The organism is Pseudomonas sp. Z3-8, assembly GCF_051131975.1.
Taxonomy (GTDB): Bacteria; Pseudomonadota; Gammaproteobacteria; order Pseudomonadales; family Pseudomonadaceae; genus Aquipseudomonas.
In genome coordinates this window covers 1,321,406-1,345,599 of the sequence record NZ_CP071643.1, presented here as the reverse complement: position 1 = coordinate 1,345,599, position 24,194 = coordinate 1,321,406, and the positions used below count along the sequence as shown (strand labels likewise).

Here is a 24,194-nt window from a genome sequence, read left to right as displayed (position 1 = left end):
CCCTGGGCGCCTGGTTGCATTCGGGCGCCCTGAATATGAAGATCCCTGGCAATGCCGTACGCTGATTCTTTTCCAAACGTTCAAGGAAAGTGCCCATGCTCCGCCCTACCCTCCGTTTCACCGGCCTCTGCGCCGGCCTGTTGATCTGCGCCAACGCCATGGCCCTGTCGCTCGGTGATCTCTCGCAGAAGGACGCCACGGGCGGCCTGAAGGATGCCCTCACCCAAGGCGCCCAGATCGCGGTCAAGCAACTGGGTAAGCCTGGCGGTTTCAGCAACAACCCCGAGGTGAAGATCGAGCTGCCGGGCAAGCTCGGTAAAGTCGCCAGCAAGATGAAGGCCTTCGGCATGGGCGCTCAGGTCGACCAATTGGAAACCAGCATGAACCAGGCTGCCGAAGCCGCCGTGGTGCAGGCCCAGCCGATCCTGGTGGATGCGGTGAAGAACATGAGCGTGACGGATGCCAAGGGCATTCTGAGCGGCGGCAACGACTCGGCCACGCAATACTTGAACAAGAGCAGCCGCGAGCAGATTCGCGCGAAGTTCCTGCCGATCGTCAAGCAAGCCACCGACAAGGTCGGCCTGGTCCAGAAGTACAACGCCTTCGCCGGCCAGGCTGCGACACTCGGCGTGGTGGACACCAAGAGCGCCAACGTCGAGAACTACGTGACCGAGCAGGCGCTGGACGGTCTGTTCGAAATGATCGCCAAGCAGGAAGCAACGATCCGCCAGAACCCGGCGGCCGCGGCGACCAGTCTGGCCAAGAAAGTGTTTGGCACCCTCTGAGCCCTATCCGACAAATACAATACCTGTGGCGAGGGAGCTTGCTCCCGCTGGGGCGCGTAGCGCCCCCAGGTCTTTTGCGGTCGCTGCGCAACCGAGCGGGAGCAAGCTCCCTCGCCACAGGTTCGATGTGCGCCTGTGGGTCAGGTTTTCCTGACCCTGAACCACGCCGCATACAACGCCGGCAGGAACAACAGCGTCAACGCCGTCGCCACGATCAAGCCGCCCATGATAGCCACCGCCATTGGCCCGAAGAACAGGCTGCGCGACAGTGGGATCATCGCCAGGACCGCCGCCAGTGCAGTCAGTACAATCGGCCGGAAACGGCGTACCGTCGCTTCGATGATCGCCTGCCAGGGGGCGAGCCCCGCCTTGATGTCCTGTTCGATCTGGTCCACCAGGATCACCGAATTGCGCATGATCATCCCGGACAACGCGATAGTGCCGAGCATGGCGACAAAACCGAACGGCTGGCGGAACACCAGCAGGAACAGCGTGACGCCGATCAGTCCCAGCGGCGCGGTGAGAAACACCATCGCCGTGCGCGAGAAGCTGCGCAGTTGCAGCATCAGCAACGTCAGCACCACCACGATGAACAGCGGCACGCCCGCATTCACCGATTTCTGCCCGCGGGTTGAATCCTCCACCGTGCCCCCGACTTCCAGCAGATAGCCGTCCGGCAACTCTGCGCGAATCGGGTCCAGGGTCGGGAAAATCTGTTGCACCAGCGTCGCCGGTTGCTCCTTGCCATAGATGTCGGCACGTACGGTCACACTGGGCAAACGGTTGCGGTGCCAGATCACTCCTTCTTCAAAGCCGTATTCCAGCGTCGCGATCTGCGACAGGGCAACGCTCGTGCCGTTGTCGGTAGGCACCGCCAGGCTTGGCAACAGTGAAAGCTCGGTGCGCTCATGCACGGTGCCACGCAGCAGGATCTCGATCAGCTCGTTGTCTTCGCGGTACTGGCTGACACTGGAGCCGGTGAGGGAGCTTTGCAGGAAACTCGACAAGTTGGCGGTGGTGACGCCCAACGCGCGGGCGCGATCCTGATCGATGTTGAGGTACACCACCTTGCTCGGTTCTTCCCAGTCCAGGTGGACATTCGCGACGTAGGGGTTTTCGCGAACCTTTGTCGCGACTTTCCGGGCAAGCGCGCGGACTTCTTCGATGTGCTCACCCGTCACCCGAAACTGCACCGGATACCCCACGGGCGGGCCGTTTTCCAGGCGTGTGACCCGCGAGCGCAGGGTCGGGAACTGCTCGTTCAGTGTGCTGATCAGCCAACTGCGCAGGGGCTCGCGGTCTTCGATGGTCTTGGCCAGCACGACGAATTGGGCAAAGCTCGGCGCCGGCAGTTGTTGATCCAGCGGCAAGTAGAAGCGTGGTGAGCCGGTGCCGACGTACGCCACGTAATTGTCGATGCCAGCGTGGTCCTTGAGCAGCGCTTCAAGGCGCTTGACCTGCTCCGCGGTGTTGACCAGCGAAGCGCCTTCGGCCAGCTTCAGGTCGACCATCAGCTCCAGTCGTCCCGACGCCGGGAAAAACTGCTGCGGGACAAAACGGAACAGCACCACCGAGCCAACGAACAACAACACGGTCAAGGTGATCACCGTCTTGCGTCGACGCACGCACCACTCCACCGTTTGCCGGACTCGCTGATAGAACGGCGTGCCGTAAGGGTCCGGCTGGCCGTCAGCGGTGCCATGCCTGGCCGCGTGAATCTTCGCCAGGTCCGGCAGAAGTTTTTCCCCAAGATACGGCACGAACACCACCGCGGCCACCCAGGAAGCGAGCAGCGCGAGGGTCACCACCTGGAAAATCGAACGGGTGTACTCACCGGTGCCCGATTGCGCGGTGGCGATCGGCAGGAACCCCGCCGCGGTGATCAGGGTACCGGTGAGCATCGGGAACGCTGTGCTGGTCCAGGCAAAGCTGGCCGCCTTGATCCGGTCGTAGCCCTGCTCCATCTTGATGGCCATCATCTCCACCGCGATGATCGCATCGTCCACCAACAGCCCCAGCGCCAACACCAACGCGCCAAGGGAAATCTTGTGCAAACCGATGCCCAGGTAATACATCGCGGCGAAGGTCATCGCCAAGACCAGCGGAATCGCCAGCCCCACCACCATTCCGGTACGTAGCCCCAGGGAAAAGAAGCTCACCAGCAACACGATCGTCAGTGCTTCCACCAGTACCTGGACAAACTCGCCGACGCCAGTCTTCACCGCAGCCGGCTGGTCGGAAACCTTGCGCAGTTGCATGCCCGCCGGCAGGGTGTTCTGGATGCGGGCAAACTCGGCTTCGAGGGCCTTGCCGAGGATCAGGATGTCGCCGCCCTCCTTCATCGCCACGGCCAGGCCGATGGCGTCTTCAGCCATGAAGCGCATGCGCGGGGCCGGTGGGTCATTGAAGCCGCGCCGGACATCGGCCACGTCACCGATGCGGAAGGTCCGGTCGGCCACGCGGATCGGAAAGTCACGGATCTCTTCCACGGTCTGGAAATTCCCCGAGACCCGGAGCTGCAATCGCTCGCTGCCGGTCTCGAAGAAGCCGGCGGTCGATACCGCGTTCTGCGCCTGCAGAGCCTGCTGGACAGCCGCCAGGGGCAAGCCGAGGGTCGCCAGCTTCACGTTCGACAGCTCGACCCAGATTTTCTCGTCCTGCAGGCCGACCAACTCGACCTTGCCCACGTCCTTGACCCGCTGCAGCTGGATCTGGATACGGTCGGCGTAATCCTTGAGCACGCCATAATCGAAGCCGTCACCGGTGAGCGCGTAGATATTGCCGAAGGTAGTGCCGAACTCATCGTTGAAGAACGGCCCCTGGATACCGGGCGGCAAGGTCTGCCGGATATCGCCGATCTTCTTGCGGATCTGGTACCACAGCTCGGGAATCTGCTTGGAATGCATGGAGTCGCGAGCCGCAAAAGTCACCTGGGATTCTCCCGGGCGGGAAAACGAGACGATCTTTTCGTAGTCGCCGGTTTCCATGAGCTTCTTTTCGATACGCTCGGTGACCTGGCGCGACACTTCCTCCGCCGTGGCCCCTGGCCAGACGGTACGGATGACCATGGCCTTGAAGGTGAATGGAGGATCTTCGCTCTGACCCAGCTTGGTGTAGGAAAGCGCGCCGACGATCGCCAGCAAGAGCATCAGGAATAGTACGATCTGGCGGTTACGCAACGCCCATTCGGAGAGATTGAAGCCCATCGGGGATTACTCCTTGGCCGCCAGGTTGACCACGCGATTGGAGCGATCCACCGGCCGAACCTGCTGGCCGTCCAGAAGCACATGCACGCCAGCGGCCACCACCCAGTCATTGGCACTCAGGCCTTCGAGCACCGGCACGGTCTTTTCACCGAAGGCGCCAACGCGCACCGGGACTTTCCTGAGCGTGTTGTCGGGCTTGACCACCCAGACGAAGGTGGCGCCGTTCTCGGCGGTGAGGGCCGACAATGGCACCGACAGCGGCGCCTTCTCAGTGGTCTGGATAAACACCCGGGCGCTCTGGCCCAGTTCCGCCGGGACGCTGCCAGCGGTAAAGGCGACGCGCGCGGCGAAGGTACGGGATTTCGGATCGGCGGCCGGCGAGAGTTCGCGGATGCGTCCGCTGAAGCGCTGATCGGGCTGGCTCCACAACTCTACCGACACTGGCTGGCCGATCTTGAACCGACCAAATCCCTGCTCCGGCAGGCTGATCAACACTTCACGCTCGCCGTCGGTGGCCAGGGTGAAGACGGTCTGTCCAGCCGACACCACCTGGCCGACTTCCACCGCCCGCCGGGCCACCACGCCGTCCTGGGGTGCACGCAACACCGAATAGCTGGCCTGGTTGCTGGCAACGTCGAATTCGGCCTTGATCTGCTTGAGCCGCGCGGCACCGGAGCGATAGAGATTTTCGGCGTTGTCGTATTGGGAGCGGCTGACCATCTGCCGCTCCATCAAGGTCTTGTAGCGGTCACGCTCGGCTTTCACCAGGCTCAGGTTGGCCTCGGCGGCGGCGACCTGGGCCCGACTGGCTTCCAGTTGCAGGCGCACATCCTCGGGGTCGAGTTCGGCCAGCGCCTGGTTGGCCTTGACCCGCTGGCCCTCTTCCACCAGCCGGCGGCTCACCTTGCCGCCTATGCGAAACGCCAGGTCCGGCTCGAACCGCGCCCGTACTTCGCCGGGATAACTGTCCATTGCCTGGGCCGAAGGCTCCGGCTTGACGACCATCGCAGGGCGCACGGCGACCGGCGTCGGCTCCTCATGACCGCACGCAGACAATAAAAAAGCCAGGCTGACTGGCACGGCGAGGGGCAGGACATAGCGGAACATGGTGGATGACCTTTCGCTAATGGTGCTTGGAATAATTATACTGGCGAGTATGTTATTAATAGCAAACTCACCAGTCCAGTATTAAAAGCGAATAATGTCGAACAATCCTCCCTCCTCCAGCGGCCCTGGTCGTCCCAAGGATCTGGCCAAGCGCCAGGCCATTCTCGACGCCGCGAAACGCCTGTTCCTGAGCCTGGGCTACGCCAGCACCAGCATGGACGCCGTGGCCACCGAGGCCGGCGTCTCGAAGCTGACCGTCTACAGCCACTTCAATGACAAGGAAACGCTGTTTTCCGCCGCCGTGATTGCCAAGTGCGAGGAACAGGTGCCGCCGCTTTTCTTCGAATGGGCCGACGGTGTTCCGATTGAACACGTGCTGCTTAACATCGCCCGCGGCTTCAACCAACTGATCAACAGCGACGAATCGGTGAACCTGCATCGGCTGATGGTGGCGCTGGGTAGCCAGGATCCGAAGCTCTCGACCATCTTCTACCAGGCCGGCCCGCAGCGAATGCTCTCAGGGATGGAAAGGTTGCTGACCAAGATCGACCAGAGCGGCGCCCTGAGCATCGACAAGCCGCGCAACGCCGCCGAGCATTTTTTCTGCCTGATCAAGGGCGCGGCGAACTTCAGGTTGTTGTATGGCTGCGACGGGCCGCAGGACGCCGAAGCGGCCGAAGCGCATGTGCAAGAAGTGGTGGGGTTGTTTGTGCGGGCTTATCGGCCCTAGTTCAACCGGTCACTTTCGCTGGCTGGGAGGGCCTCTTCGCGAGCAGGCTCGCTCCCACAGGAGGACTGTGGTGAATATGGATTGTGCCGAACAGCTCCCTCCCAAGACCCTATGTGGGAGCGAGCCGGCTCGCGAATGAAGTCACCCCGGTCTCAAGCCTTGAGCGCTTTCTTCGGATAGATATCGTACCGACTGGACTTGCCTTCCAGCCCATGGCTCGGCTTCGGCCCTTCAATGCAGGGGGCCTTGCGCGGGCGCTTGACCACCACCCGGTGGGTCGCCAACGCCAGCGCGGCGGCAAGCAGCGCCGGGGCGTCGGTATCATCGCCCACCAGCGGGCGGAACAGGCGCATCTCTTTTTTCACCAGCGCGGTTTTCTCCCGATGGGGAAACATCGGGTCCAGGTAGATCACCTGGGGCGGCTCGCCTTGCCAACTGCGCATCACTTCGATGGAATTGCCCTTGAGCAAGCGCATCCGCGCCACAATCGGCGCCACATCGAAATCTTCCGCACCGCGAGCCAGGCCATCCTCCAGCAAAGCACCGATCAAGGGTTGACGCTCGATCAGGCTCATCTCGCAGCCGAGACTCGCCAGCACGAACGCATCCTTGCCCAACCCCGCCGTGGCATCCAGCACTCGCGGACGCACACCCTGGGCGACACCGACTGCCTTGGCGATCATCTGGCCACTGCCGCCCCCGTACAAACGACGATGGGCTGCGCCGCCTTCAACGAAATCCACCCGCACCGGTCCCGGCGCATCGGGACCCAGCTGCTGCAATTGCAACCCGTGCTCGCCGACCTGCAAGGCGAACTCGCCGTCATCCATCTGCAACGGCAGGCCGAGCTGCTCGGCCCACTGCTCGGCGCGGGGTTGGAATGCCGGGGCCAGGGCCTCGACGTGGATGCGGCAAGCCGTGAGTTGCTCAGTCATGAAAACATGCTCAAAAAATTAAGGATCGGCAAAAACGGCCGATAACAACGGTGAACGGCATTTTGCCAGAGCTGAGCGTCGACCGAGAAAAATGTCAGACATTCAATCCACATCGATAGGCGTTATCTCCCCTTACGGCGATTACAGCCTGCGTAACACCCAAGCGCTGAGCGGCGTCAGTCACCTGTGGCAGGATTTTTTTGCCCGGGCCCTGGCCGACCAGTTGGGTGAAAACGCACCGGCGCCCGGCAGCTACCAGCCAGTCGCCCTCGATGAAGCGGTTGAACCGACCCTGGGCGCCGAGCTGCTGGAGCATATCGTCAGCCAGCGCACCTGCGACGTGACGGAAACCCAGGTCAAGCCACCCGAGCCGTTGTTCCTGCCGATCGCCGAGTTCGAACTCGATTTGCTCGACAAGCCGTTCCCGCCCTTCCCGCCAGAAGAAATCGTCGCACAGCAAAAGCAGCAGACCTTCGAGAGCAACTGGGTTCGCCCGATCGTCCTCGCCGCCGGTCAACCGTTGCCAGAACCGGGCCCGGCACCACAGCCACGTCGACTGCCCCTGCCGATTGCCGAATTCGAACTCGACCTGTTGGACAAGCCATTCCCTCCATTCCCGGAAGAGGAACTGGTGGCGCAGCAGAAACAACTGGACTTCGACACTCGCTGGGCGCGTCCGATCGTATTGCAGAACCTGCGCATCGCTGCCTGATTCCTCAACGACAAATCCACCAGGGCCCCACATCCAGATGAAAATGGTTGCGGTGCGCCGCGTTGTAATCCGGACTCAAGACCACACTGAACATGTCGCAGGCGCCATCGCGCACCTGCCGTAGAAACTGCGCATCGGTGTTGTCCTTCGGCCAATCCCTGAGCACGCTGACGGCTCGTCCATCAGCCAGGCGAAACCCGGCGATGTCCAATGCGCTGGCAGTGGCGTGCTGGCTGCGCGCGCCGCTTTCACGACCGTACATGTTGCGACAGGCAAAACTGCCCAGGTGATCGACCCGCGTGACTTGCTTGCCATAGGCGGCCATTGCCGCCGGCTGCAATGCATGGCGCTCGAACAGCGCGAAGGCCACCGCCAGTGGGCAACTGGCGAGGAAGCTGCTGCTCAGCGCCACCTCACCGCCCTGCACCCGCAGCACATTGGTCAGCGGGCACGAGGTATTGGCGCCGCTGTCGGCCTGGCGAGCGGTGCGCAGCCCCGACGTGGCGAGCGCCTGGTCACACAGTTGCGGATCGTTGCGCAGCGCCATGAGTTTGTAGCGGGTTAGCAGATTTGGCGGCGCTTTCACGTCCAGCGGCGCCCAGGGGTTCCATTGCGGCGGTACGGTCAGCCAACCGCGCCATACCGCCACCACCGCGACGCCAGCGATCAGCGTCAATACCATCAGTCCTTTCAAAAACCGCACGACAACGCCTCGGGATTCAACCCTTGAATAATTGATTGGCCTGGTTGAAAGGCATTGAGCGACGGGTGAAGGTGAAGGTCCCCTGCCGTTGGATTTCTTCGGCGGCGCGGAAAAACTCGCCATACGCCGCCAGCGCGAGGGCCGATCCGACACTGATGCGCTTGACGCCCAGTTCACTCAACTGGGCTACCGTCAGATCCAGCGCGCCGGACATCAGTACGTTAACGGGCTTGGGCGCCACGGCCCGGACCACCGCCAGCACTTGCTCGGCGCTGCTCAGCCCCGGCGCGTACAGCACATCGGCGCCGGCGTCGGCGAAGGCCTTCAGGCGTCGGATCGTGTCGTCCAGATCCGGCCTGCCATGCAGGAAGTTTTCTGCCCGCGCGGTCAGCAGGAAAGGGAAAGGCAGACTGCGCACCGCCTCGGCGGCGGCCTTGACCCGCGCCACGGCGTGCTCGAAATCGTAGATCGGGCTGTCTTCGCGGCCCGTGGCATCTTCGATGGAGCCCCCTACCGCGCCGGCTTGTGCCGCGCGGAGCAAGCTGCGGGCGCAGTCTTCGGGCGCATCGGCAAAGCCGTTTTCCAGGTCGACGGCGACTGGCAGGTCCGTGGCCGCAACAATCGCTCGCACATTCGCCAGCGTGTCATCCAGGCCCAGGGCGCCGTCCGGTCGTGCCAGGGAAAAAGCGTGACCGGCACTGGTCGTCGCCAATGCTTCAAATCCGAGGCTGGCAAGCATCTTTGCCGAACCGGCATCCCATGGATTGGGAATGACAAACGCCCCATCGCGTTCGTGCAAGGCCCTGAACGCCTGGGCTCGGCGGGTTTGTGCATCCATGAAAGTCGCTCCTGAGCAATTTTGCGGAGTTCGCCTCAGAGCAGACCGAGTTGCTCGGCGGCGGGTTCTCTATATAGCTCAGGCAGCGCCGGCAAGCCAGGCAAACGCTTCATCAGGCGGCTGTGAAAATGCATCGCGAGTTTCGCCGCCAGCAGATTGTCGGCGGTGTGCAGGAACATATACGGCGTGCGCCCCTCTTCGATCCACACGGCGATTTTTTCTACCCATGGTGTCAGGAACGGCTCGTTGGCCTCCACTACCGGATGACCGACGAAGCGCACCTGCGGGTATTGAGTGAACGCCGCCGGCCGCGTCGGCACCCGTGGCTTCTTGTATTGCGCGTGTATGACTTCAGGGGCGGTCGACGCGCAGCTGAACAGGCCGCGGGGGTCGAGACAGATGCGTTCGACACCACGATCCAGCAGCAAACGGTTGAGCTGTCGTTCAGCGTCGCCTTTGGCAAAAAACTCATCGTGACGCACCTCTACGGCCAACGATCGTGGGAACGCGTCGATGAATGCCGCCAGCTCCTGCAATCGATTGGGCGTGAACGCCTTGGACAGTTGCAGCCAGAACGGCGAGACGCGCTCGCCCAACGGGCTCAGCAACTGGACAAAGGTTTCGGTGGCGGTCAGGTGTTCGCGCAGGTCGCCGCCGTGGCTGATGTCGCCGGGGATCTTGGCGGTGAAGCGAAAGTGCTCGGGCATGATCTCGGCCCAGCGCTGAACGGTGGACGCGGCCGGGCTCGCGTAGAAGGTCGTGTTGCCTTCCACGGCGTTGAATACTTGAGAGTAGAGACTGAGAAAATCGGAGCTTTTGGCGTCCTGGGGATAAAGATAATCGCGCCAGGCGTTTTCGCTCCAGGACGGGCAACCCAGATAGTAGGGCAACTGCATCAGATGTAGAGGTCGAGGCCCAGCACTTCCATATCCCAATCAACGAAACCGGCGGTGCTCAGGTAGCTGGCCAGCGCCGTGGCGACACTGCGGCTCATGGCGCGGTGATACAGCATGTCCTGCTGACGGGCGGGAAGATTGCTCAGGCGTTGCGCGGAGGCTTTGGCGGTGCGGGCGGCCAGTTGCTCTTCGGACGGAAATTCCAGCTCACCATCGATGTCATCGAAGTTTTCCGGCTCAGCGGCTTTACCCGCACGAGGCCGACGCTTGATGGGGTAGGACTGGGATGAAACGCCGTCTATACGCATAACAGAATGCTCGGTATCAATGATGGCAATTTAGCGGCACATTCGTATCCGCGCAAATGCGCAAGTGATAACTAGAACACATAAAGGCAAAAAGGTTTAAAAACCGGCGAAAAAAGTGACGACTGGCAATTTTGGGTGTGACTTTTGGGCCTTGGGATGACTTGGGCGGGTTTTGAGCCGGAGCAACGCCTTCGTGGCGAGGGAGCTTGCTCCCGCTGGGTTGCGAAGCAACCCCAAGACTTGATTTCAGCCCGACCAGTAAGGATACCAAGGAGATTTCAGGGCCGCTTCGCGCCCCAGCGGGAGCAAGCTCCCTCGCCACAATTGTGCTCGCTTGCGAGTGTGATCAAGTTCGGGTTTACCGTTCGGACTTGGGCGTCGCGACCTTGTCCCGCAGGTAAACCGGCTGCGCATTGTCGGCCGGGATGGCTTCGCCGCGTTCCCAGGCAAAACGTGCCAGGGCCAGCAGGTCTTCGGCATGGGGCAACATCGAGGCATCCTGGCCGACAAGGCTTACGCCGATTCGCTCGCCGTAGCCCCAACCGGTACCGGCGCCGAACCAGTCACCGCAGATATCAGCCGGCAACGCCGCCGCTTCGGGTGGCAACACCGCCTCGGCACCGACCAGGCGCATCTCGCCAGCGGTTTCGCGATAGCAGCCCCAGTACACCTCGTCCATGCGCGCATCGATGGCGGCCGCTACCTGATGCGCGCCGTGCTCGCGCAAGGCGCGCTGGGCCAGTACGGCCAGGTTCGAGATCGGCAATACCGGGCGTTTCAAGGCGAAGGCCAGGCCCTGCACGACGCCAATGGCGATGCGCACGCCGGTGAACGCCCCTGGGCCGCGCCCAAAGGCGATCGCATCCACGGCTTGCAAGGTGATCCCGGCATCGCTGAGCAATTGCTGAATCATAGGCAGCAATTTTTGCGCATGCAGGCGCGGGATCACCTCGTAGTGGCTCGTGACCTGGCCGTCATGCAGCAAGGCAACGGAGCAAGCTTCAGTCGCGGTGTCCAGGGCCAGCAAGGTGCTCATCGATATGTCCGTAAATCAGGTGGGAAAAAGTGCGCCAGTATAAACAACTACGGCCCGCAAGCGGGCCGTAGTTGAGGCTGCAATCAGCGTTTTCAGCTCAGTGCTTCAAGCACCTTGCCGGTGATCGCGTCGACCGAGCCGACGCCCGGGATGTGGCTGTACTTCGGCTTGCCATGAGCAGCAGACAACTTCTGATAGAAGTCCACCAGTGGCTTGGTCTGCGAGTGGTAGACCGACAGGCGATGACGCACGGTTTCTTCAGTGTCGTCCTTGCGCTGCACCAGTTCTTCGCCAGTAAGGTCGTCTTTGCCAGCAGTCTTCGGCGGGTTGTAGACCGTGTGATAGACACGCCCCGACGCTTCGTGAACGCGACGCCCGGCAATACGCTGGACGATTTCCTCGTCATCGACCGCGATCTCGACAACATGGTCGAGCTCCACGCCAGCGCTCACCAGGGCTTCAGCCTGAGGGATCGTGCGTGGGAAGCCATCGAATAGGAAGCCGTTGGCGCAGTCGGCTTGAGCAATGCGGTCCTTGACCAGCGCGATGATCAGGTCATCCGACACCAGGCCGCCGGCATCCATGATGCTCTTGGCCTGAACACCCAGTGGGGTGCCAGCCTTGACCGCGGCGCGAAGCATGTCGCCAGTGGAGATTTGCGGGATACCGAATTTTTCGGTGATGAACTTTGCCTGAGTACCTTTACCGGCCCCGGGAGCTCCCAGCAGAATGACGCGCATCGATGTGCTCCTCAATTTTTTTATGTAAAACGCTCGGATTCGCCTCGTGGGGCCAATCTTCGAAAAACTTGATCGTGACCGCCCAAACGGCCAAAGGCTGATCAAGATACACAGCGGGCCCGACCCACACAAGCCGCCGAAAGTCGGAGTAACCCGCGCCGCACGCGACCTTCGTAGGGGGTAGTGAGAGTCGCAAGCGGGCAACAAACTGTCGCCTGGTCGACCTCCCTGCCCCTGCAAACAGCTACGCCCGGACAGGCCGGGCGTGCTGTTTTTTAACCCTCCGGGAGATTAGCCGGTGTTGCGCAAACCGGCGGCAATCCCTGCCACAGACACCAGCAACGCCTGTTCCACAGGGCTGCCCTGGGCCACGTCCTGCTGCCGCGAACGTGCCAGCAGCTCGGCCTGCAACAGGTGCAGCGGGTCGAGGTAGGTATTGCGCAGGCGGATGAATTCCAGCGTGTCTGGGCTATGTGCCAGTAGCTGCGACTGGCCGGTCAGGCCCAGGACCACCGAACAGGCCTGCGACAATAGGTCGCGTAAATGCTCGCCCAAAGGCAGCAACGCTGGTTCCACCAAACGCTCGTCATAGGACTGGGCAATATCGGCGTCGGCCTTGGCCAGGACCATCTCCAACATGTCGATGCGGGTGCGGAAGAACGGCCATTGCTCACGCATCTGCCCGAGCAGTTCGCCCTCGCCGCGCTCCAGCGCCTTGCCCAGGGCGGTTTCCCAACCGAGCCAGGCCGGCAGCATCAACCGGGTCTGGGTCCAGCCGAAAATCCACGGGATCGCCCGCAGGCTTTCGATACCGCCGGCCCGACGTTTGGCCGGACGGCTGCCCAAGGGCAGGCGGCCCAGTTCCTGTTCCGGCGTGGACTGGCGGAAATACTCGACGAATTGCGGATTTTCGCGCACTACGGCCCGGTAGGCATTGACCCCGTCGGCAGCCAGTTCATCCATCAGATGCCGCCATTGCGGGGTTGGCGGCGGTGGTGGCAGCAAGGTCGCTTCGAGCACTGCGGCGAGGTACAGATTGAGGTTCTGTTCGGCGATGTCCGGCAGGCCGAATTTGAAACGAATCATTTCGCCCTGTTCGGTAGTGCGGAAACGTCCGGCCACCGAACCCGGCGGCTGGGACAGGATCGCCGCGTGCGCCGGGCCGCCGCCACGGCCGACGGTGCCACCGCGGCCATGGAACAACAGCAATTCGACTTGCTGCTCGCGGCAGATGTCCACCAGACGCTCCTGGGCGCGGTATTGCGCCCAGGCTGCCGCCGTGGTCCCGGCGTCCTTGGCCGAGTCGGAATAGCCGATCATCACTTCCTGGGGACCTTGCAGGCGCGAGCGATAACCCGGCAGCAACAGCAGGCGTTCGATCACCGGCCCGGCGTTGTCCAGGTCGGCGAGGGTTTCGAACAGCGGCACTACGCGCATCGGCCGCAATACGCCGGCCTCCTTGAGCAGCAACTGCACCGCCAGCACATCGGAAGCCGCGCCGGCCATGGAAATCACATAAGAGCCCAGGGACGCTGCCGGTGCCGCCGCAACCTCGCGGCACGTGGCCAGGACTTCCGCCGTATCGGCCGACGGCTTGAAGTAAGGCGGCAACAAGGGCCGGCGATTATTCAGTTCGCCCAAGAGGAAACCGATGCGCTGCTCTTCGTCCCATTCCTCGTAACGCCCCAGCCCGAGGTATTCGGTGATCTCGGTCATCGCCGCCGTGTGCCGCGTCGAGTCCTGGCGCACGTCGAGTCGCACCAGGAACAGGCCGAAAGTCACCGCGCGGCGCAGGCAATCGAGCAACGGCCCGTCGGCAATCACGCCCATGCCGCACTCATGCAGGGACTGGTAGCACAACTCCAACGGATCAAGCAGTTCACGGTTGTCCTGCAACACCTCGGCGGTCGCCGGCGTCGCGCCCGTCAAGGAGGCCTGGGCCCAGTTGCGCGTGGCTCGCAGGCGTTCGCGCAATTGCTTGAGCACCGCGCGATAGGGCTCGGCGCTGTCACCGGCCTGGGCGCGCAAGGCCTCGCTGGCTTTCTGCATGGACAAGTCGGCGGCCAGATGATCGACGTCGCGCAAATACAGGTCCGCCGCCATCCAGCGCGCCAGCAGCAACACCTCGCGAGTGACCGCGGCGGTGACGTTCGGGTTGCCGTCCCGGTCGCCGCCCATCCACGAGGCAAAGCGGATCGGCGCGGCCTCCAGCGGCAGGCGCAACCCGGTGGCGGCATGCAGGGCCTGGTCAGCCTTGCGCAGGTAATTGGGGATGGCGTGCCACAGTGAATGCTCGATCACCGCGAAGCCCCACTTGGCCTCGTCCACGGGCGTCGGGCGGGTCCGGCGAATCTCTTCGGTGTGCCAGGCTTCGGCGATCAACCGTTGCAAGCGTTCGTGGATCTGCGCGCGCTCGGCACTGGTGAGGTCGCGATGGTCCTGGGCGGCCAGTTGCGCGGCGATCGCGTCGTATTTCTGGATCAGCGTACGCCGGGCGACTTCCGTGGGGTGCGCAGTGAGCACCAGTTCGATTTCCAGCCGGCCCAACTGCCGGGCCAACGCTTCGGCGCCATGGCCTTCGGCTCGCAGGCGCGCCAGCAGCTCGGGCAGCACGCGTGCTTCGAACGGCGCCGGCCTGGATTCTTCGCGGCGGTGAATCAGCTGGTATTGCTCGGCGATATTGGCCAGGTTGAGGAACTGGTTGAACGCCCGCGCTACCGGCAGCAACTCGTCCTCGCTCAACTGGTTGAGGCTGGCGCTCAGTTCCGCATCCATCGAACCGCGTCGGTCAGCCTTGGCGCCTTTGCGAATCTGCTCGATCTTGTCGAGAAAGGCGTCTCCGTACTGGTCGCGAATGGTGTTGCCCAGCAGCTCGCCGAGCAGGTGGACGTCCTCGCGCAAGCGGGCATCAATATCGGTCATCAGCAGGTCTCCAGCAAAAAAGGTCCGGACAGCTTTGTAGGAGAGAGTGCCGATGCCGGTCGCTTATGACAAGCGACGAAGGGACTTTAAACCTTGTCAGCCAAAGCTAGTCTCATGGGTAAGCCACACAACGGCTTGTCACTGTCGCGCCCGCCACGAGCGGGTCCATTGAGGCGCCATCATGAAAATCCGTGAACTTGCTCAGCACTGGGAAGAAAACGCCAAGGGTCACCTGACCCAGACCGGTTATACGATTCATCTGGATGTAGAAGCCGCCGCACGCCTGGCGGCGATCTGCGACATGTACCCCAAGCGCCAGCCCGAAGAACTGCTCGGCGAATTGATCGGCGCGGCGCTGGAGGAGCTGGAAGCCAGCTTCCCCTACATCAAGGGCGCGCAGGTCGTGGCCACCGATGAAGAAGGCGACCCGCTGTACGAAGACGTCGGTCCGACCCCGCGATTTCTCGCCTTGTCCCGTCGTCATCTGCGCCAACTCTCCTCGCAAAACGACAAGTCCAAGCACTGATACCCTCTCCCCGCATCGCGCTATCCCGGCACCGCTACCGAGTTTGTGGTGCCGGAATACCGCTGCCCGCCTTGAAAGTTCAGCTTTTTGGCAGCTGACCGATCAGTCAGCATTTCTTTTGGCGATTGGCCATCCTTACCTGAACTTTTGAAAAACGCCTCGGGTCACACCGAGTAACCATACTGGAACGGTCGTTTAAATAAACGCGCCCTGGCGCCAGCGCCAAAACAGACGTCACGGCTTCGGTCCCAGCATGGATTAGTGTTTTTTCAGGAGTTTTCCAATGGAGTTGAAGCCTATGAATACCTGCACTGCCAAACCCTCATCCACTGGCTTGCGCGGCCTGAAGTTGGCTGCCCTGGCTATCGGTAGCAGCTTCATCCTGGCCGGTTGCGCCGGCAATCCACCTTCGGAGCAATACGCGGTCACGCAATCGGCGGTCAACAGCGCCGTCAGCGCGGGCGGCACCGAGTTTGCCGCGGTGGAAATGAAATCGGCCCAGGACAAACTCAAGCAGGCCGAGATCGCCATGCACGACGAGAACTACGAAGAGGCCAAGCGTCTGGCCGAACAGGCCGAATGGGATGCGCGCGTTGCCGAACGCAAGGCCCAGGCAGCCAAGGCCGAACAGGCCCTCAAGGATTCCCAGAAAGGGGTTCAGGAACTGCGTCAGGAAGGCATGAACAAGGTTCAGTAACCCTGTTCGAGCCACGACGTATTTCTCATTGATAAAAGGACGACAGACTATGACGCACAAACATTTCATGATGCCCGCCCTGCTTGCCGCCTGCGTAGCCCTGGCCGCTTGCTCCCACGACCCGAACGCGAACCTGGAACAGGCCCGTACCAACTACAACGGCCTGCAGGCCGACCCGGCGGCCACCAAGGTCGCGGCCCTGGAAACCAAAGAGGCCTCCGACTTCCTGGCCAAGGCCGACAAGGCCTACCTGGACAACGAAGACGAAGCCAAGGTTGACCAACTGGCCTACCTGACCAATCAGCGCGTCGAAGTGGCCAAGCAGACCATCGCCCTGCGCAACGCTGAAGCCGAGCTGAAAAACGCCGGTGACGAACGCGCCCGCGCGCTGCTCGACGCCCGCAACGCGCAGATCAAGCAGTTGCAGGACAGCCTCAACGCCAAGCAGACCGAGCGCGGCACGCTGGTGACCTTCGGTGACGTGCTGTTCGCCACCAACAAATCCGACCTGCGCGCCAGCGGCATGACCAATGTGAGCAAACTGGCGCAGTTCCTCCAGGAAAACCCGGATCGCAAGGTGATCATCGAAGGTTATACCGATAGCACCGGTTCGGATTCCTACAACCAGTCGCTGTCCGAACGCCGCGCCAGCTCCGTGCGCACCGCCTTGGTAAAAATGGGCGTCGACCCGGCCCGCATCGTGACCCAGGGTTACGGCAAGGAATTTCCGGTCGCCGACAACACCAGCGTTTCGGGCCGTGCCATGAACCGTCGCGTGGAAGTCACTATTTCCAACGACAACCAGCCAGTCGCCCCGCGCTCGACCATGAGCGCCAACTGATCGGCTGACTGCAACGCAAAAGCCCCGCCTGACTTCAATCAGGCGGGGCTTTTTATTGGCTGAATATAGTTGGCAGTACCCCTTCCCTGTGGGAGCGAGCTTGCTCGCGATAGCGGAGTGTCAGCCAATCACAATGCTGCTGAACCACCGCCATCGCGAGCAAGCTCGCTCCCACAGAGGTCTTGCTTATGGCTGAAGCTTCTGCGGCGTCTCCTGCCCCATGCACCGCACCGCGCGTTTCTTCTCGTTGATCAGCACACCGGTCAGGCCTTTCTGCTCGGTGTCGAACAGCACCAGTACGCCATCAATGCATTGGGCGACCTGGGGCGCCGGCTCCAGGGCGACTTTATAGTCTTCGCCCGGCACGGTCTTGAGCATGGTGAACTGGTTGAGCAGCAACGCATCCTCGGGCTTGGCGAAATGCAGATAGCCGTAGTACCAGAGCGCCGCGACGGTGCCGAGAATGCTGCAGATACCGGTGATGATCAGGGGGATGGCGTTGCGTTCTTCGCTCATTGCGGGTTCTCGGATGATTCAACGGAAGATTTCGGGTAGTTCGGCACCTCGCCCAGGCGGCGCAAGCCATCGAAGTGCTGGGGATCGTCGAGGTAGCGCAGCATCACGGTTCGCCAGGTCGGGTCGGCGAAAGTCTGAACGTGGCCGCCCCGGGTCAGTTGCAGGACCCGGGGCGGCGGCGCAGCTTGATACAAGCGGATGCCGTTGGAAAGGGGCACGATGGGGTCGTCAAGGCTGTGGTAGATCAGTTTCGGCACGCCGTTCAATTGTGCGATCGAGCCAATGGCGCTGTCGCCGTCCGGCACCAGCCACGACAGCGGCACCTGCAACGCCCAGGTCAGCCATGAAGTGCTCAGGGCAAAACGTCCGACGTCGCGATAGCTGGCGGGCACGCCATCAAGCACCAACGCCTTGAGCTGCTGTTGACGCTGAGGATGCTCTACCAGGTAATGCACCGCCAGCGCGCCACCCAGGCTCTGGCCGAGCAGCACCAGCGGCTTGCCTTGGACCTCGGGCGATTGGTCGAGCCATTTGAACGCAGCGTCGATGTCCCGGTAGATCGCCGGCAGGCTCGGCTCGCCCTCGGACACCCCATAACCCCGGTAATCGACCATCAGCACTTGATAACCCTGCTCCGGCAACCACCAGCTCCCGCCGAGGTGCCAGGACAGGTTGCCGCCGTTGCCGTGCAAATGCAGCACCGTGCCCTTGACCTCGACACCCGGCTTCACCGGCAGCCACCAGCCACGCAGCTTCAGGCCATCAGCCGTGGTCAGGGTGACGTCGCGGTATTCGAGCTTGGCCCGCTGCGGCGTGAACGGCAGTCCGCGTTCGGGGTAGAACAGCAGGGAGCTACAGCCACTCAGGGCCAGCAGCAGGCAAATGATGCCGAGGGTTCGCATCCGGTGAAGCCTCGCAAAAATCAGAAGTTATACGCAGCCCCCCTGTGGGAGCGAGCCTGCTCGCGAATGCGGTTGAACATTCAACATCAATGTTGACTGCAATACCGCTTTCGCGAGCAGGCTCGCTCCCACAGGGATAGGGTGTGCTCAAAGAATGTTCGAATAATCCGCTTCGATCCGGTCCAGGCTCAGGTGGTTCAAGAAGTTGGAGAAGCACATCCAGGCCGACAAGGCGTTCATGTCGCGGAACTGCTCGGGCAGGTATTTGGGCGGCACGACCAGGCCCTCATCCACCAGTTGGCGCAGGGTGCGCATATCCTCCAGGGTGGTCTTGCCACAGAACAGCAGCGGCACCTGCTCCAGCTTGCCTTTGCGCACGGCCAGCTGAATGTAGTTGTAAACCATGATGAAGCCCTTGAGGTAGGACAAGTCCTTGGTAAATGGCAGACCGGTCGGCACCGAGCCACGGAAAACGCGGCTGGCGTTGCCGTAGCTTTCGGCCATTTCGAAGCCCTGTTCGCGGAAAAACTCGAAGACCTGCAGGAAGTCGGCCCCCTCCTCCACCATATGGATGGCGCGGGTGCGGTTGGTGAGTTTGCGCAGGCGACTCGGGTAGGAGGCGAAGGTGATGATTTCCATCAGGATCGCCAGGCCTTCCTGGGTCACCGTCGACGAGGGCGGGCCCTTGGACAGGAAGGTGCAAATCGGCTGGTTCAAGCCGTTGAGGGTGGTGCCGACGTGCACCAGCCCTTCATGGACCTCCAGCGCCCGGACGTCGCGCTCGTTGAACATCGCGTCGGTGCGGATCTTGATGTAGTCGGCACCCGCCGCCGCGTCGGCGACGATACCGTCGGACTCGAATACGCGAATGGTTTCCTCGGCCTCGCCAAACACCCGGTTGAGGCGATGCTGCAACAGGCTGACGGCCTCCTTGGCACTGAGCACCTTGGGCTCGTCCTTGAGGTCGCCACGGCCATCGATGTTGTTCAGGTAGTCGGAGAGCATCAGGCCCAGGTCGGCCAGGGTCGGGTCACCGGCGTGGAAGGCATCGGAAGCGGCGCCGTACAGTTCCTGGGAAATCAGCCCGAAGTCCTCGGTGCCGCGCGCTTCGAGCATGCGCACCACCATGCGGTATTCCTTACACATGCGCCGCATGATCTGGCCAACCGGGTTGAACTGCCCAAGCTGGCGAGTGATGTCGCGCTCGATGTTCTGGAACTCCAGCTTCACTTTGCTCGAATCGAAGGACAATGGCCGGTTGAGGTAATAATCACGATCCACCGCAGGCATTTCCTTGCCCTTGGCCTTGAGAAACCCCTTGCGGATGCTCTCGTCCCACTTCACCGCGTCGAGAATGCGAATCGGCGTTTGCGCCAGCACAATGCGATCGGACAAGGTGCGTATCGTCTGCTGGTAATCGTCCACCCGAAACTCCTGTGAAAAAACGTCCGCTTGTAGCCGTTATTGGGATTTGCTCAGTCGCTGGTAGCGCACGGCTTCCGAGAACACATCGGAGTTGGCCGGGTCGTCGAGGTAGCTGAAAACCTTGTTCATGTCGCTGTCCACCAGCACGCCATCACCCTCCTCGCTCTGGTTTGGCTGGCCGCTGAGGAGTTTCTGGCCGATGGCCTGGTTGATCTGTTCCATGTCCAGGTTGTAGACCACCAGTTCCTGCTTGTCGGTCAGTTCGAAACCGGCGATGACGAAATGGCCGCCGAAGCGCGCCGGCACCTTGGCCGACAAATACCAGCGACTGCCGTGGCGGGAGACGGTCAGGGGAATGGCTTCGCGCTCCTGAGGCCTGGCTCGGAAATAACTGACGGCCTGGTAGCGATGCTTGCCGACCTCCGTCAGCTCCAGGTTCACCGGCTCGCCCCAGGCGTTGGTGCTGGTCCAGTGGCCGAGCAGGCCCTTGGGCGCGGCTTCGCTGTCGGGCAACGGCGCCTTGAACGACACCAGGCAGCCACTGAGCAGCAGCAACGACACGGCCAGTGCAACGGCACGCCAGGCTTTCATTGGAACTCCCTATGGTCATCGACGCCTTGTCTTCCGTGGCGAGGGAGCTTGCTCCCGCTTGAGTGCGCAGCGCTCATAAAAGAGGGGCCGCTGCGCAGCCCAGCGGGAGCAAGCTCCCTCGCCACAGGGGACTTTTGTCACCCTTAAGGGTCACACCGACGCCAGTACCAAGTGCATGTAACGGGTCAGGATGCCGAGCATGTCTTCTTCAGCTACCGGCTCGGCGCCATTGAGCAAGCCCTGATATTCCATCCGTCCGATAATCGCCGTCAACACTTTGGCATCCTGTTGTGGCTCGCGGGAGCCCAGGACCTGGAAAAACTGACAGGTGCCGTGCAACAAAATCTGCTGGTGAGAACGCACCAACACCGCCAGGCGCGGGTTGAGCAGCGCTTCCTGGCGGAAGGCCTGTTCGGCCATCAGGTAGTCGCGACGACTATGCAATTGATGCTGCACGTAGTCCGCCGTCATCCGCGCGATGTCGTCCGCCAGTTGCGAGCGCGACGCGGCGCTGCCATCCCCGTAGGCGACCATCTCGCGCAGCAGGCCTTCATTGTTGGTCCACAGCTTGGCCATGAACGCCGCGCTGCGTTCCACGTACTGGGCGAAGGTGTCGGTGAGCAGGTCGTCGATGTCCTTGAAATAATAAGTGGTGGCCGACAGCGGCACGCCCGCTTCGGCGGCCACCGCGCGGTGGCGCACCGCACGCACGCCATCGCGCACGACAATGCGCATGGCCGCGTCGAGAATCTCCTGGCGACGCTGTTCACTGCCCTGTCGGCTGGCCTTGCGACCCTGGTACTGAACACTTTCAGCGACAGCAGTGGCGACGCCCGCTGCACCTTCTGGAGCCATTGCACGATTCACGACAGGTCTTTCCTCGCTATTTCAGAAGTAACCAATTGATACGTTTGTACCAGACAGGCATTAAAAAGCCGCCCATCGAGGCGGCTTTTTAATTGAAACACTTACGCTTGGGGCCGCATGTGCGGGAACAGGATGACATCCCGGATCGACGGTGAGTTGGTCAGCAACATCACCAGGCGATCGATACCAATGCCTTCGCCAGCCGTCGGTGGCATGCCGTACTCCAGGGCGCGAACGAAGTCGGCGTCGTAGTGCATGGCTTCGTCGTCACCGGCGTCCTTGTCGGCCACCTGGGCCATGAAGCGCTCGGCCTGGTCTTCCGCGTCGTTGAGCTCGGAGTAGGCGTTGGCGATTTCACGGCCGCCGATGAACAGTTCGAAACGGTCGGTCACGCTCGGGTTCTCGTCGTTGCGACGGGCCAGCGGCGACACTTCGAACGGGTATTGGGTAATGAAGTGCGGCTGCTCCAGCTTGTGCTCGACCAGCTCTTCGAAAATCATCACCTGCAGCTTGCCCAGGCCTTCGAAGCCGAGCACCTTGGCGCCGGCCTTCTTGGCGATGGCACGCGCCTTGTCGATGTCCTGCAGGTCGGCCGCAGTAATTTCCGGGTTGTACTTTAGGATCGAATCGAACACCGACAGGCGCACGAACGGCTCGCCAAAGTGGAACACCTTGTCGCCGTACGGCACGTCGGTGCTGCCCAAAATCAACTGTGCCAGCTCGCGGAACAGTTCTTCGGTCAGGTCCATGTTGTCGTTGTAATCGGCGTAGGCCTGGTAGAACTCGAGCATGGTGAACTCGGGGTTGTGCCGGGTCGAAACGCCTTCGTTACGGAAGTTGCGGTTGATCTCGAAGACCTTCTCGAAACCACCGACCACCAAGCGCTTGAGGTACAGCTCCGGCGCGATGCGCAGGAACATTTCCATGTCCAGGGCGTTGTGATGGGTTTCGAACGGCTTGGCCGCCGCGCCACCCGGAATGGTCTGCAGCATCGGCGTCTCGACTTCCAGGAAGTCACGCTTCATCAGGAAGCTGCGGATGTGCGCGATGACCTGCGAGCGCACGCGGAACGTGTGGCGCACGTCTTCGTTGACGATCAGGTCGACGTAGCGCTGGCGGTAACGCTGCTCGGTGTCGGTCAGGCCGTGGTGCTTGTCCGGCAGCGGGCGCAGGGACTTGGTCAGCAGGCGCACGCTGGTCATTTCGACGTACAGGTCGCCCTTGCCGGAGCGGGCCAGGGTGCCTTCGGCGGCAATGATGTCGCCCAGGTCCCAGGTCTTGACGGCGGCCAGGGTTTCTTCCGGCAGGGTCTTGCGGTTGACGTAGACCTGGATGCGACCGGTCATGTCCTGGATCACCAGGAACGAACCACGGTCGAGCATGATGCGACCGGCAACCTTGACCGGAATCGCCGCCTCGGCCAGCTCTTCCTTGGTCTTGTCCGCGTACTTCTTCTGCAGGGCATCGCAGTACGAATCGCGGCGGAAGTCGTTGGGGAAGGCCTGGCCCTTGGCGCGCTCGGCAGCAAGCTTTTCCTTGCGCAGGGCGATCAGGGAGTTTTCTTCCTGTTGCAGGGCTTGCGGGTCGAGTTCTTGGTCGCTCATGTCTTTAAGGTTTCCATCACAGGTTCGTTGCCCCCGGCCCGGGCCGGAGTCTGCCGGCGAGCCGCGCTTCGAAAGCGTGCCCGCCCGCCACGTGGGTGTCGCGTTACAGTCCTTGCTTGAGGCTGGCGATCAAATATTCATCGATGTCGCCGTCGAGCACCTTGTCGCAGTCGCTGCGTTCAATGCTGGTGCGCAGGTCCTTGATCCGCGAAGCGTCGAGGACGTACGAGCGGATCTGGTGACCCCAGCCGATATCGGACTTGGTGTCTTCCAGGGCCTGGGACGCCGCGTTGCGCTTCTGCACTTCCTGCTCGTACAAACGCGCCCGCAGCATCTTCATCGCGGTGTCTTTGTTCGCGTGCTGGGACCGTTCGTTCTGGCAACTGACCACGGTGTTGGTCGGTACGTGGGTGATCCGTACGGCCGAGTCGGTGGTGTTTACGTGCTGACCACCGGCCCCGGAGGAACGGTAGGTGTCGATACGCAGGTCGGCCGGGTTGATCTCGATCTCGATGTTGTCATCGATTTCCGGCGAGACGAATACCGCCGAGAACGAGGTGTGGCGACGGTTGCCGGAGTCGAACGGGCTCTTGCGCACCAGGCGGTGCACACCGATCTCGGTACGCAGCCAGCCAAAGGCGTACTCGCCCTTGATGTGCACGGTAGCGCCCTTGATTCCGGCGACTTCACCGGCGGACAGCTCCATGATGGTCGCGTCGAAACCGCGTTTGTCGGCCCAGCGCAGGTACATGCGCAGCAGGATGTTGGCCCAGTCCTGGGCCTCGGTGCCGCCGGAGCCGGCCTGGATGTCCAGGTAGGCGTTGTTCATGTCCATCTCGCCGCTGAACATGCGGCGGAACTCCAGCTTGGCCAGGTTCTCGTCCAGGCGCGTCAGTTCGGCGACCACATCGCCGACCGCGCCTTCGTCGTTTTCCTCTACGGCCATGTCCAGCAGGTCGCGGCAATCGGCCAGGCCGCTGGACAACTCGTCCAGGGTCTCGACGATCTGCGCCAGCGCAGAACGCTCGCGGCCCAGTTCCTGGGCGTAGGAAGGGTTGTTCCAGACATTCGGATCTTCAAGCTCGCGATTGACTTCGGTCAGACGCTCATGCTTTTGATCGTAGTCAAAGATACCCCCGAATAGTTTCGGAGCGCTCGGACAGGTCCTTGATGGTGTTCAGGATCGGGTTGATTTCCATGGCGGGCAGCACTCGTTGGCGAACTTTTGAAAGCCGGCGAGTATAACGTAATCAAGCGTCGGCGGCAGCCCGCCTGGCGGCTTTAGGGGGAATGAGATTGAGCGTACG

23 protein-coding genes are annotated in these 24,194 nt (G+C 62.1%); 6 read left to right on the top strand and 17 right to left on the bottom strand.

The window, feature by feature from the left end; translation table 11 throughout:
* The first annotated feature begins 95 nt into the window (after positions 1 to 95).
* Complete coding sequence (locus tag J3P94_RS06275) at positions 96 to 785, top strand: DUF4197 domain-containing protein (RefSeq protein ID WP_434572087.1); 690 nt, start codon at positions 96 to 98, stop codon at positions 783 to 785.
* 140 nt (positions 786 to 925) lie between these two features.
* On the opposite strand, the gene J3P94_RS06270 is transcribed toward J3P94_RS06275, so the two are convergent.
* On the bottom strand, positions 926 to 3,991 hold the full coding sequence (locus J3P94_RS06270; protein ID WP_434572086.1) for an efflux RND transporter permease subunit: 3,066 nt from the start codon (positions 3,989 to 3,991) through the stop codon (positions 926 to 928).
* Positions 3,992 to 3,997: 6 nt separating this feature from the next.
* Positions 3,998 to 5,098, bottom strand: a complete 1,101-nt coding sequence (locus J3P94_RS06265) for an efflux RND transporter periplasmic adaptor subunit (protein ID WP_434572084.1) — start codon at positions 5,096 to 5,098, stop codon at positions 3,998 to 4,000.
* Positions 5,099 to 5,192: 94 nt separating this feature from the next.
* Here J3P94_RS06265 and J3P94_RS06260 point away from each other — a divergent pair, with 94 nt between their 5' ends.
* Positions 5,193 to 5,828 carry a TetR/AcrR family transcriptional regulator gene (locus J3P94_RS06260; RefSeq protein ID WP_434572083.1) on the top strand — a complete coding sequence of 212 codons (636 nt, stop codon included), beginning with the start codon at positions 5,193 to 5,195 and terminating at the stop codon, positions 5,826 to 5,828.
* A gap of 152 nt (positions 5,829 to 5,980) precedes the next feature.
* Here J3P94_RS06260 and J3P94_RS06255 read toward each other — a convergent pair whose 3' ends face one another.
* Positions 5,981 to 6,763: a class I SAM-dependent methyltransferase gene (locus J3P94_RS06255; protein WP_434572081.1), complete on the bottom strand. Its 783-nt coding sequence runs from the start codon at positions 6,761 to 6,763 to the stop codon at positions 5,981 to 5,983.
* A gap of 91 nt (positions 6,764 to 6,854) precedes the next feature.
* Between J3P94_RS06255 and J3P94_RS06250 the strand changes: the two genes are divergently transcribed.
* The gene (locus tag J3P94_RS06250) at positions 6,855 to 7,475 is read left to right on the top strand and encodes an energy transducer TonB (protein WP_305499072.1); all 621 of its coding nucleotides are present in this window, start codon (positions 6,855 to 6,857) and stop codon (positions 7,473 to 7,475) included.
* Between the two features lie 4 nt (positions 7,476 to 7,479).
* Here the strand turns inward: J3P94_RS06250 and J3P94_RS06245 are convergent, their stop codons facing one another.
* The 7 genes from J3P94_RS06245 to ppc all read right to left on the bottom strand — a co-directional run bounded on the left by J3P94_RS06245 (position 7,480) and on the right by ppc (position 14,918).
* Complete coding sequence (locus J3P94_RS06245) at positions 7,480 to 8,157, bottom strand: extensin-like domain-containing protein (protein WP_434574103.1); 678 nt, start codon at positions 8,155 to 8,157, stop codon at positions 7,480 to 7,482.
* A 37-nt stretch (positions 8,158 to 8,194) separates the two neighbouring features.
* A complete protein-coding gene (locus J3P94_RS06240) occupies positions 8,195 to 9,016 on the bottom strand; it encodes an isocitrate lyase/PEP mutase family protein (protein ID WP_434572079.1) in 822 nt (273 codons plus the stop codon).
* 35 nt (positions 9,017 to 9,051) lie between these two features.
* The gene (locus J3P94_RS06235; RefSeq protein WP_434572077.1) at positions 9,052 to 9,912 is read right to left on the bottom strand and encodes a DUF72 domain-containing protein; all 861 of its coding nucleotides are present in this window, start codon (positions 9,910 to 9,912) and stop codon (positions 9,052 to 9,054) included.
* Positions 9,912 to 10,220, bottom strand: a complete 309-nt coding sequence (locus tag J3P94_RS06230; protein WP_434572076.1) for a hypothetical protein — start codon at positions 10,218 to 10,220, stop codon at positions 9,912 to 9,914. The genes J3P94_RS06235 and J3P94_RS06230 overlap by 1 nt, the downstream gene beginning before the upstream one ends.
* 358 nt (positions 10,221 to 10,578) lie before the next feature.
* Complete coding sequence (tsaB, locus tag J3P94_RS06225) at positions 10,579 to 11,256, bottom strand: tRNA (adenosine(37)-N6)-threonylcarbamoyltransferase complex dimerization subunit type 1 TsaB (RefSeq protein WP_434572074.1); 678 nt, start codon at positions 11,254 to 11,256, stop codon at positions 10,579 to 10,581.
* Positions 11,257 to 11,348: 92 nt separating this feature from the next.
* Positions 11,349 to 11,996: an adenylate kinase gene (adk, locus tag J3P94_RS06220; RefSeq protein WP_434572073.1), complete on the bottom strand. Its 648-nt coding sequence runs from the start codon at positions 11,994 to 11,996 to the stop codon at positions 11,349 to 11,351.
* Between the two features lie 291 nt (positions 11,997 to 12,287).
* Positions 12,288 to 14,918 carry a phosphoenolpyruvate carboxylase gene (gene ppc / locus J3P94_RS06215; RefSeq protein ID WP_434572072.1) on the bottom strand — a complete coding sequence of 877 codons (2,631 nt, stop codon included), beginning with the start codon at positions 14,916 to 14,918 and terminating at the stop codon, positions 12,288 to 12,290.
* A 181-nt stretch (positions 14,919 to 15,099) separates the two neighbouring features.
* Between ppc and J3P94_RS06210 the strand changes: the two genes are divergently transcribed.
* The 3 genes from J3P94_RS06210 (at position 15,100) to J3P94_RS06200 (ending at position 16,982) form a co-directional block, all read left to right on the top strand.
* Positions 15,100 to 15,444 (top strand): pilin assembly protein, encoded by a 345-nt coding sequence (locus J3P94_RS06210; RefSeq protein WP_434572070.1) that lies wholly within the window; start codon positions 15,100 to 15,102, stop codon positions 15,442 to 15,444.
* 283 nt (positions 15,445 to 15,727) lie between these two features.
* A complete protein-coding gene (locus tag J3P94_RS06205; RefSeq protein ID WP_014336761.1) occupies positions 15,728 to 16,141 on the top strand; it encodes a DUF4398 domain-containing protein in 414 nt (137 codons plus the stop codon).
* A gap of 49 nt (positions 16,142 to 16,190) precedes the next feature.
* Positions 16,191 to 16,982 (top strand): OmpA family protein, encoded by a 792-nt coding sequence (locus tag J3P94_RS06200; RefSeq protein ID WP_305499061.1) that lies wholly within the window; start codon positions 16,191 to 16,193, stop codon positions 16,980 to 16,982.
* A 186-nt stretch (positions 16,983 to 17,168) separates the two neighbouring features.
* On the opposite strand, the gene J3P94_RS06195 is transcribed toward J3P94_RS06200, so the two are convergent.
* The 7 genes from J3P94_RS06195 to prfB form a co-directional block, all read right to left on the bottom strand.
* On the bottom strand, positions 17,169 to 17,498 hold the full coding sequence (locus tag J3P94_RS06195; protein ID WP_305499060.1) for a hypothetical protein: 330 nt from the start codon (positions 17,496 to 17,498) through the stop codon (positions 17,169 to 17,171).
* Complete coding sequence (locus tag J3P94_RS06190) at positions 17,495 to 18,400, bottom strand: alpha/beta hydrolase (RefSeq protein WP_434572068.1); 906 nt, start codon at positions 18,398 to 18,400, stop codon at positions 17,495 to 17,497. The genes J3P94_RS06195 and J3P94_RS06190 overlap by 4 nt, the downstream gene beginning before the upstream one ends.
* A gap of 147 nt (positions 18,401 to 18,547) precedes the next feature.
* Positions 18,548 to 19,825 (bottom strand): flavohemoglobin expression-modulating QEGLA motif protein, encoded by a 1,278-nt coding sequence (locus J3P94_RS06185; protein ID WP_014336757.1) that lies wholly within the window; start codon positions 19,823 to 19,825, stop codon positions 18,548 to 18,550.
* Positions 19,826 to 19,861: 36 nt separating this feature from the next.
* Entirely contained in the window at positions 19,862 to 20,416 is a 555-nt protein-coding gene (locus J3P94_RS06180) for a hypothetical protein (protein WP_305499058.1), read from the bottom strand.
* A 150-nt stretch (positions 20,417 to 20,566) separates the two neighbouring features.
* Positions 20,567 to 21,283, bottom strand: coding sequence for a TetR/AcrR family transcriptional regulator (locus J3P94_RS06175; RefSeq protein ID WP_434572066.1), 717 nt, complete (start codon positions 21,281 to 21,283; stop codon positions 20,567 to 20,569).
* A 101-nt stretch (positions 21,284 to 21,384) separates the two neighbouring features.
* On the bottom strand, positions 21,385 to 22,887 hold the full coding sequence (gene lysS / locus J3P94_RS06170; RefSeq protein WP_305499056.1) for a lysine--tRNA ligase: 1,503 nt from the start codon (positions 22,885 to 22,887) through the stop codon (positions 21,385 to 21,387).
* Between the two features lie 103 nt (positions 22,888 to 22,990).
* A protein-coding gene (gene prfB / locus J3P94_RS06165) for a peptide chain release factor 2 (protein WP_095963568.1) occupies positions 22,991 to 24,086 on the bottom strand; the annotation gives its coding sequence in 2 pieces (ribosomal slippage) (positions 22,991 to 24,013 and positions 24,015 to 24,086; 1,095 coding nt in all).
* Positions 24,087 to 24,194: the final 108 nt, after the last annotated feature.

Excerpts from the sequence above, each read along its gene's own strand:
- J3P94_RS06275 (WP_434572087.1), top strand. The coding sequence starts at position 96 with ATGCTCCGCCCTACCCTCCGTTTCACCGGCCTCTGCGCCGGCCTGTTG.
- J3P94_RS06270 (WP_434572086.1), bottom strand. The coding sequence starts at position 3,991 with ATGGGCTTCAATCTCTCCGAATGGGCGTTGCGTAACCGCCAGATCGTA.
- J3P94_RS06265 (WP_434572084.1), bottom strand. The coding sequence starts at position 5,098 with ATGTTCCGCTATGTCCTGCCCCTCGCCGTGCCAGTCAGCCTGGCTTTT.
- J3P94_RS06260 (WP_434572083.1), top strand. The coding sequence starts at position 5,193 with ATGTCGAACAATCCTCCCTCCTCCAGCGGCCCTGGTCGTCCCAAGGAT.
- J3P94_RS06255 (WP_434572081.1), bottom strand. The coding sequence starts at position 6,763 with ATGACTGAGCAACTCACGGCTTGCCGCATCCACGTCGAGGCCCTGGCC.
- J3P94_RS06250 (WP_305499072.1), top strand. The coding sequence starts at position 6,855 with ATGTCAGACATTCAATCCACATCGATAGGCGTTATCTCCCCTTACGGC.
- J3P94_RS06245 (WP_434574103.1), bottom strand. The coding sequence starts at position 8,157 with ATGGTATTGACGCTGATCGCTGGCGTCGCGGTGGTGGCGGTATGGCGC.
- J3P94_RS06240 (WP_434572079.1), bottom strand. The coding sequence starts at position 9,016 with ATGGATGCACAAACCCGCCGAGCCCAGGCGTTCAGGGCCTTGCACGAA.
- J3P94_RS06235 (WP_434572077.1), bottom strand. The coding sequence starts at position 9,912 with ATGCAGTTGCCCTACTATCTGGGTTGCCCGTCCTGGAGCGAAAACGCC.
- J3P94_RS06230 (WP_434572076.1), bottom strand. The coding sequence starts at position 10,220 with ATGCGTATAGACGGCGTTTCATCCCAGTCCTACCCCATCAAGCGTCGG.
- tsaB (WP_434572074.1), bottom strand. The coding sequence starts at position 11,256 with ATGAGCACCTTGCTGGCCCTGGACACCGCGACTGAAGCTTGCTCCGTT.
- adk (WP_434572073.1), bottom strand. The coding sequence starts at position 11,996 with ATGCGCGTCATTCTGCTGGGAGCTCCCGGGGCCGGTAAAGGTACTCAG.
- ppc (WP_434572072.1), bottom strand. The coding sequence starts at position 14,918 with ATGACCGATATTGATGCCCGCTTGCGCGAGGACGTCCACCTGCTCGGC.
- J3P94_RS06210 (WP_434572070.1), top strand. The coding sequence starts at position 15,100 with ATGAAAATCCGTGAACTTGCTCAGCACTGGGAAGAAAACGCCAAGGGT.
- J3P94_RS06205 (WP_014336761.1), top strand. The coding sequence starts at position 15,728 with ATGGAGTTGAAGCCTATGAATACCTGCACTGCCAAACCCTCATCCACT.
- J3P94_RS06200 (WP_305499061.1), top strand. The coding sequence starts at position 16,191 with ATGACGCACAAACATTTCATGATGCCCGCCCTGCTTGCCGCCTGCGTA.
- J3P94_RS06195 (WP_305499060.1), bottom strand. The coding sequence starts at position 17,498 with ATGAGCGAAGAACGCAACGCCATCCCCCTGATCATCACCGGTATCTGC.
- J3P94_RS06190 (WP_434572068.1), bottom strand. The coding sequence starts at position 18,400 with ATGCGAACCCTCGGCATCATTTGCCTGCTGCTGGCCCTGAGTGGCTGT.
- J3P94_RS06180 (WP_305499058.1), bottom strand. The coding sequence starts at position 20,416 with ATGAAAGCCTGGCGTGCCGTTGCACTGGCCGTGTCGTTGCTGCTGCTC.
- lysS (WP_305499056.1), bottom strand. The coding sequence starts at position 22,887 with ATGAGCGACCAAGAACTCGACCCGCAAGCCCTGCAACAGGAAGAAAAC.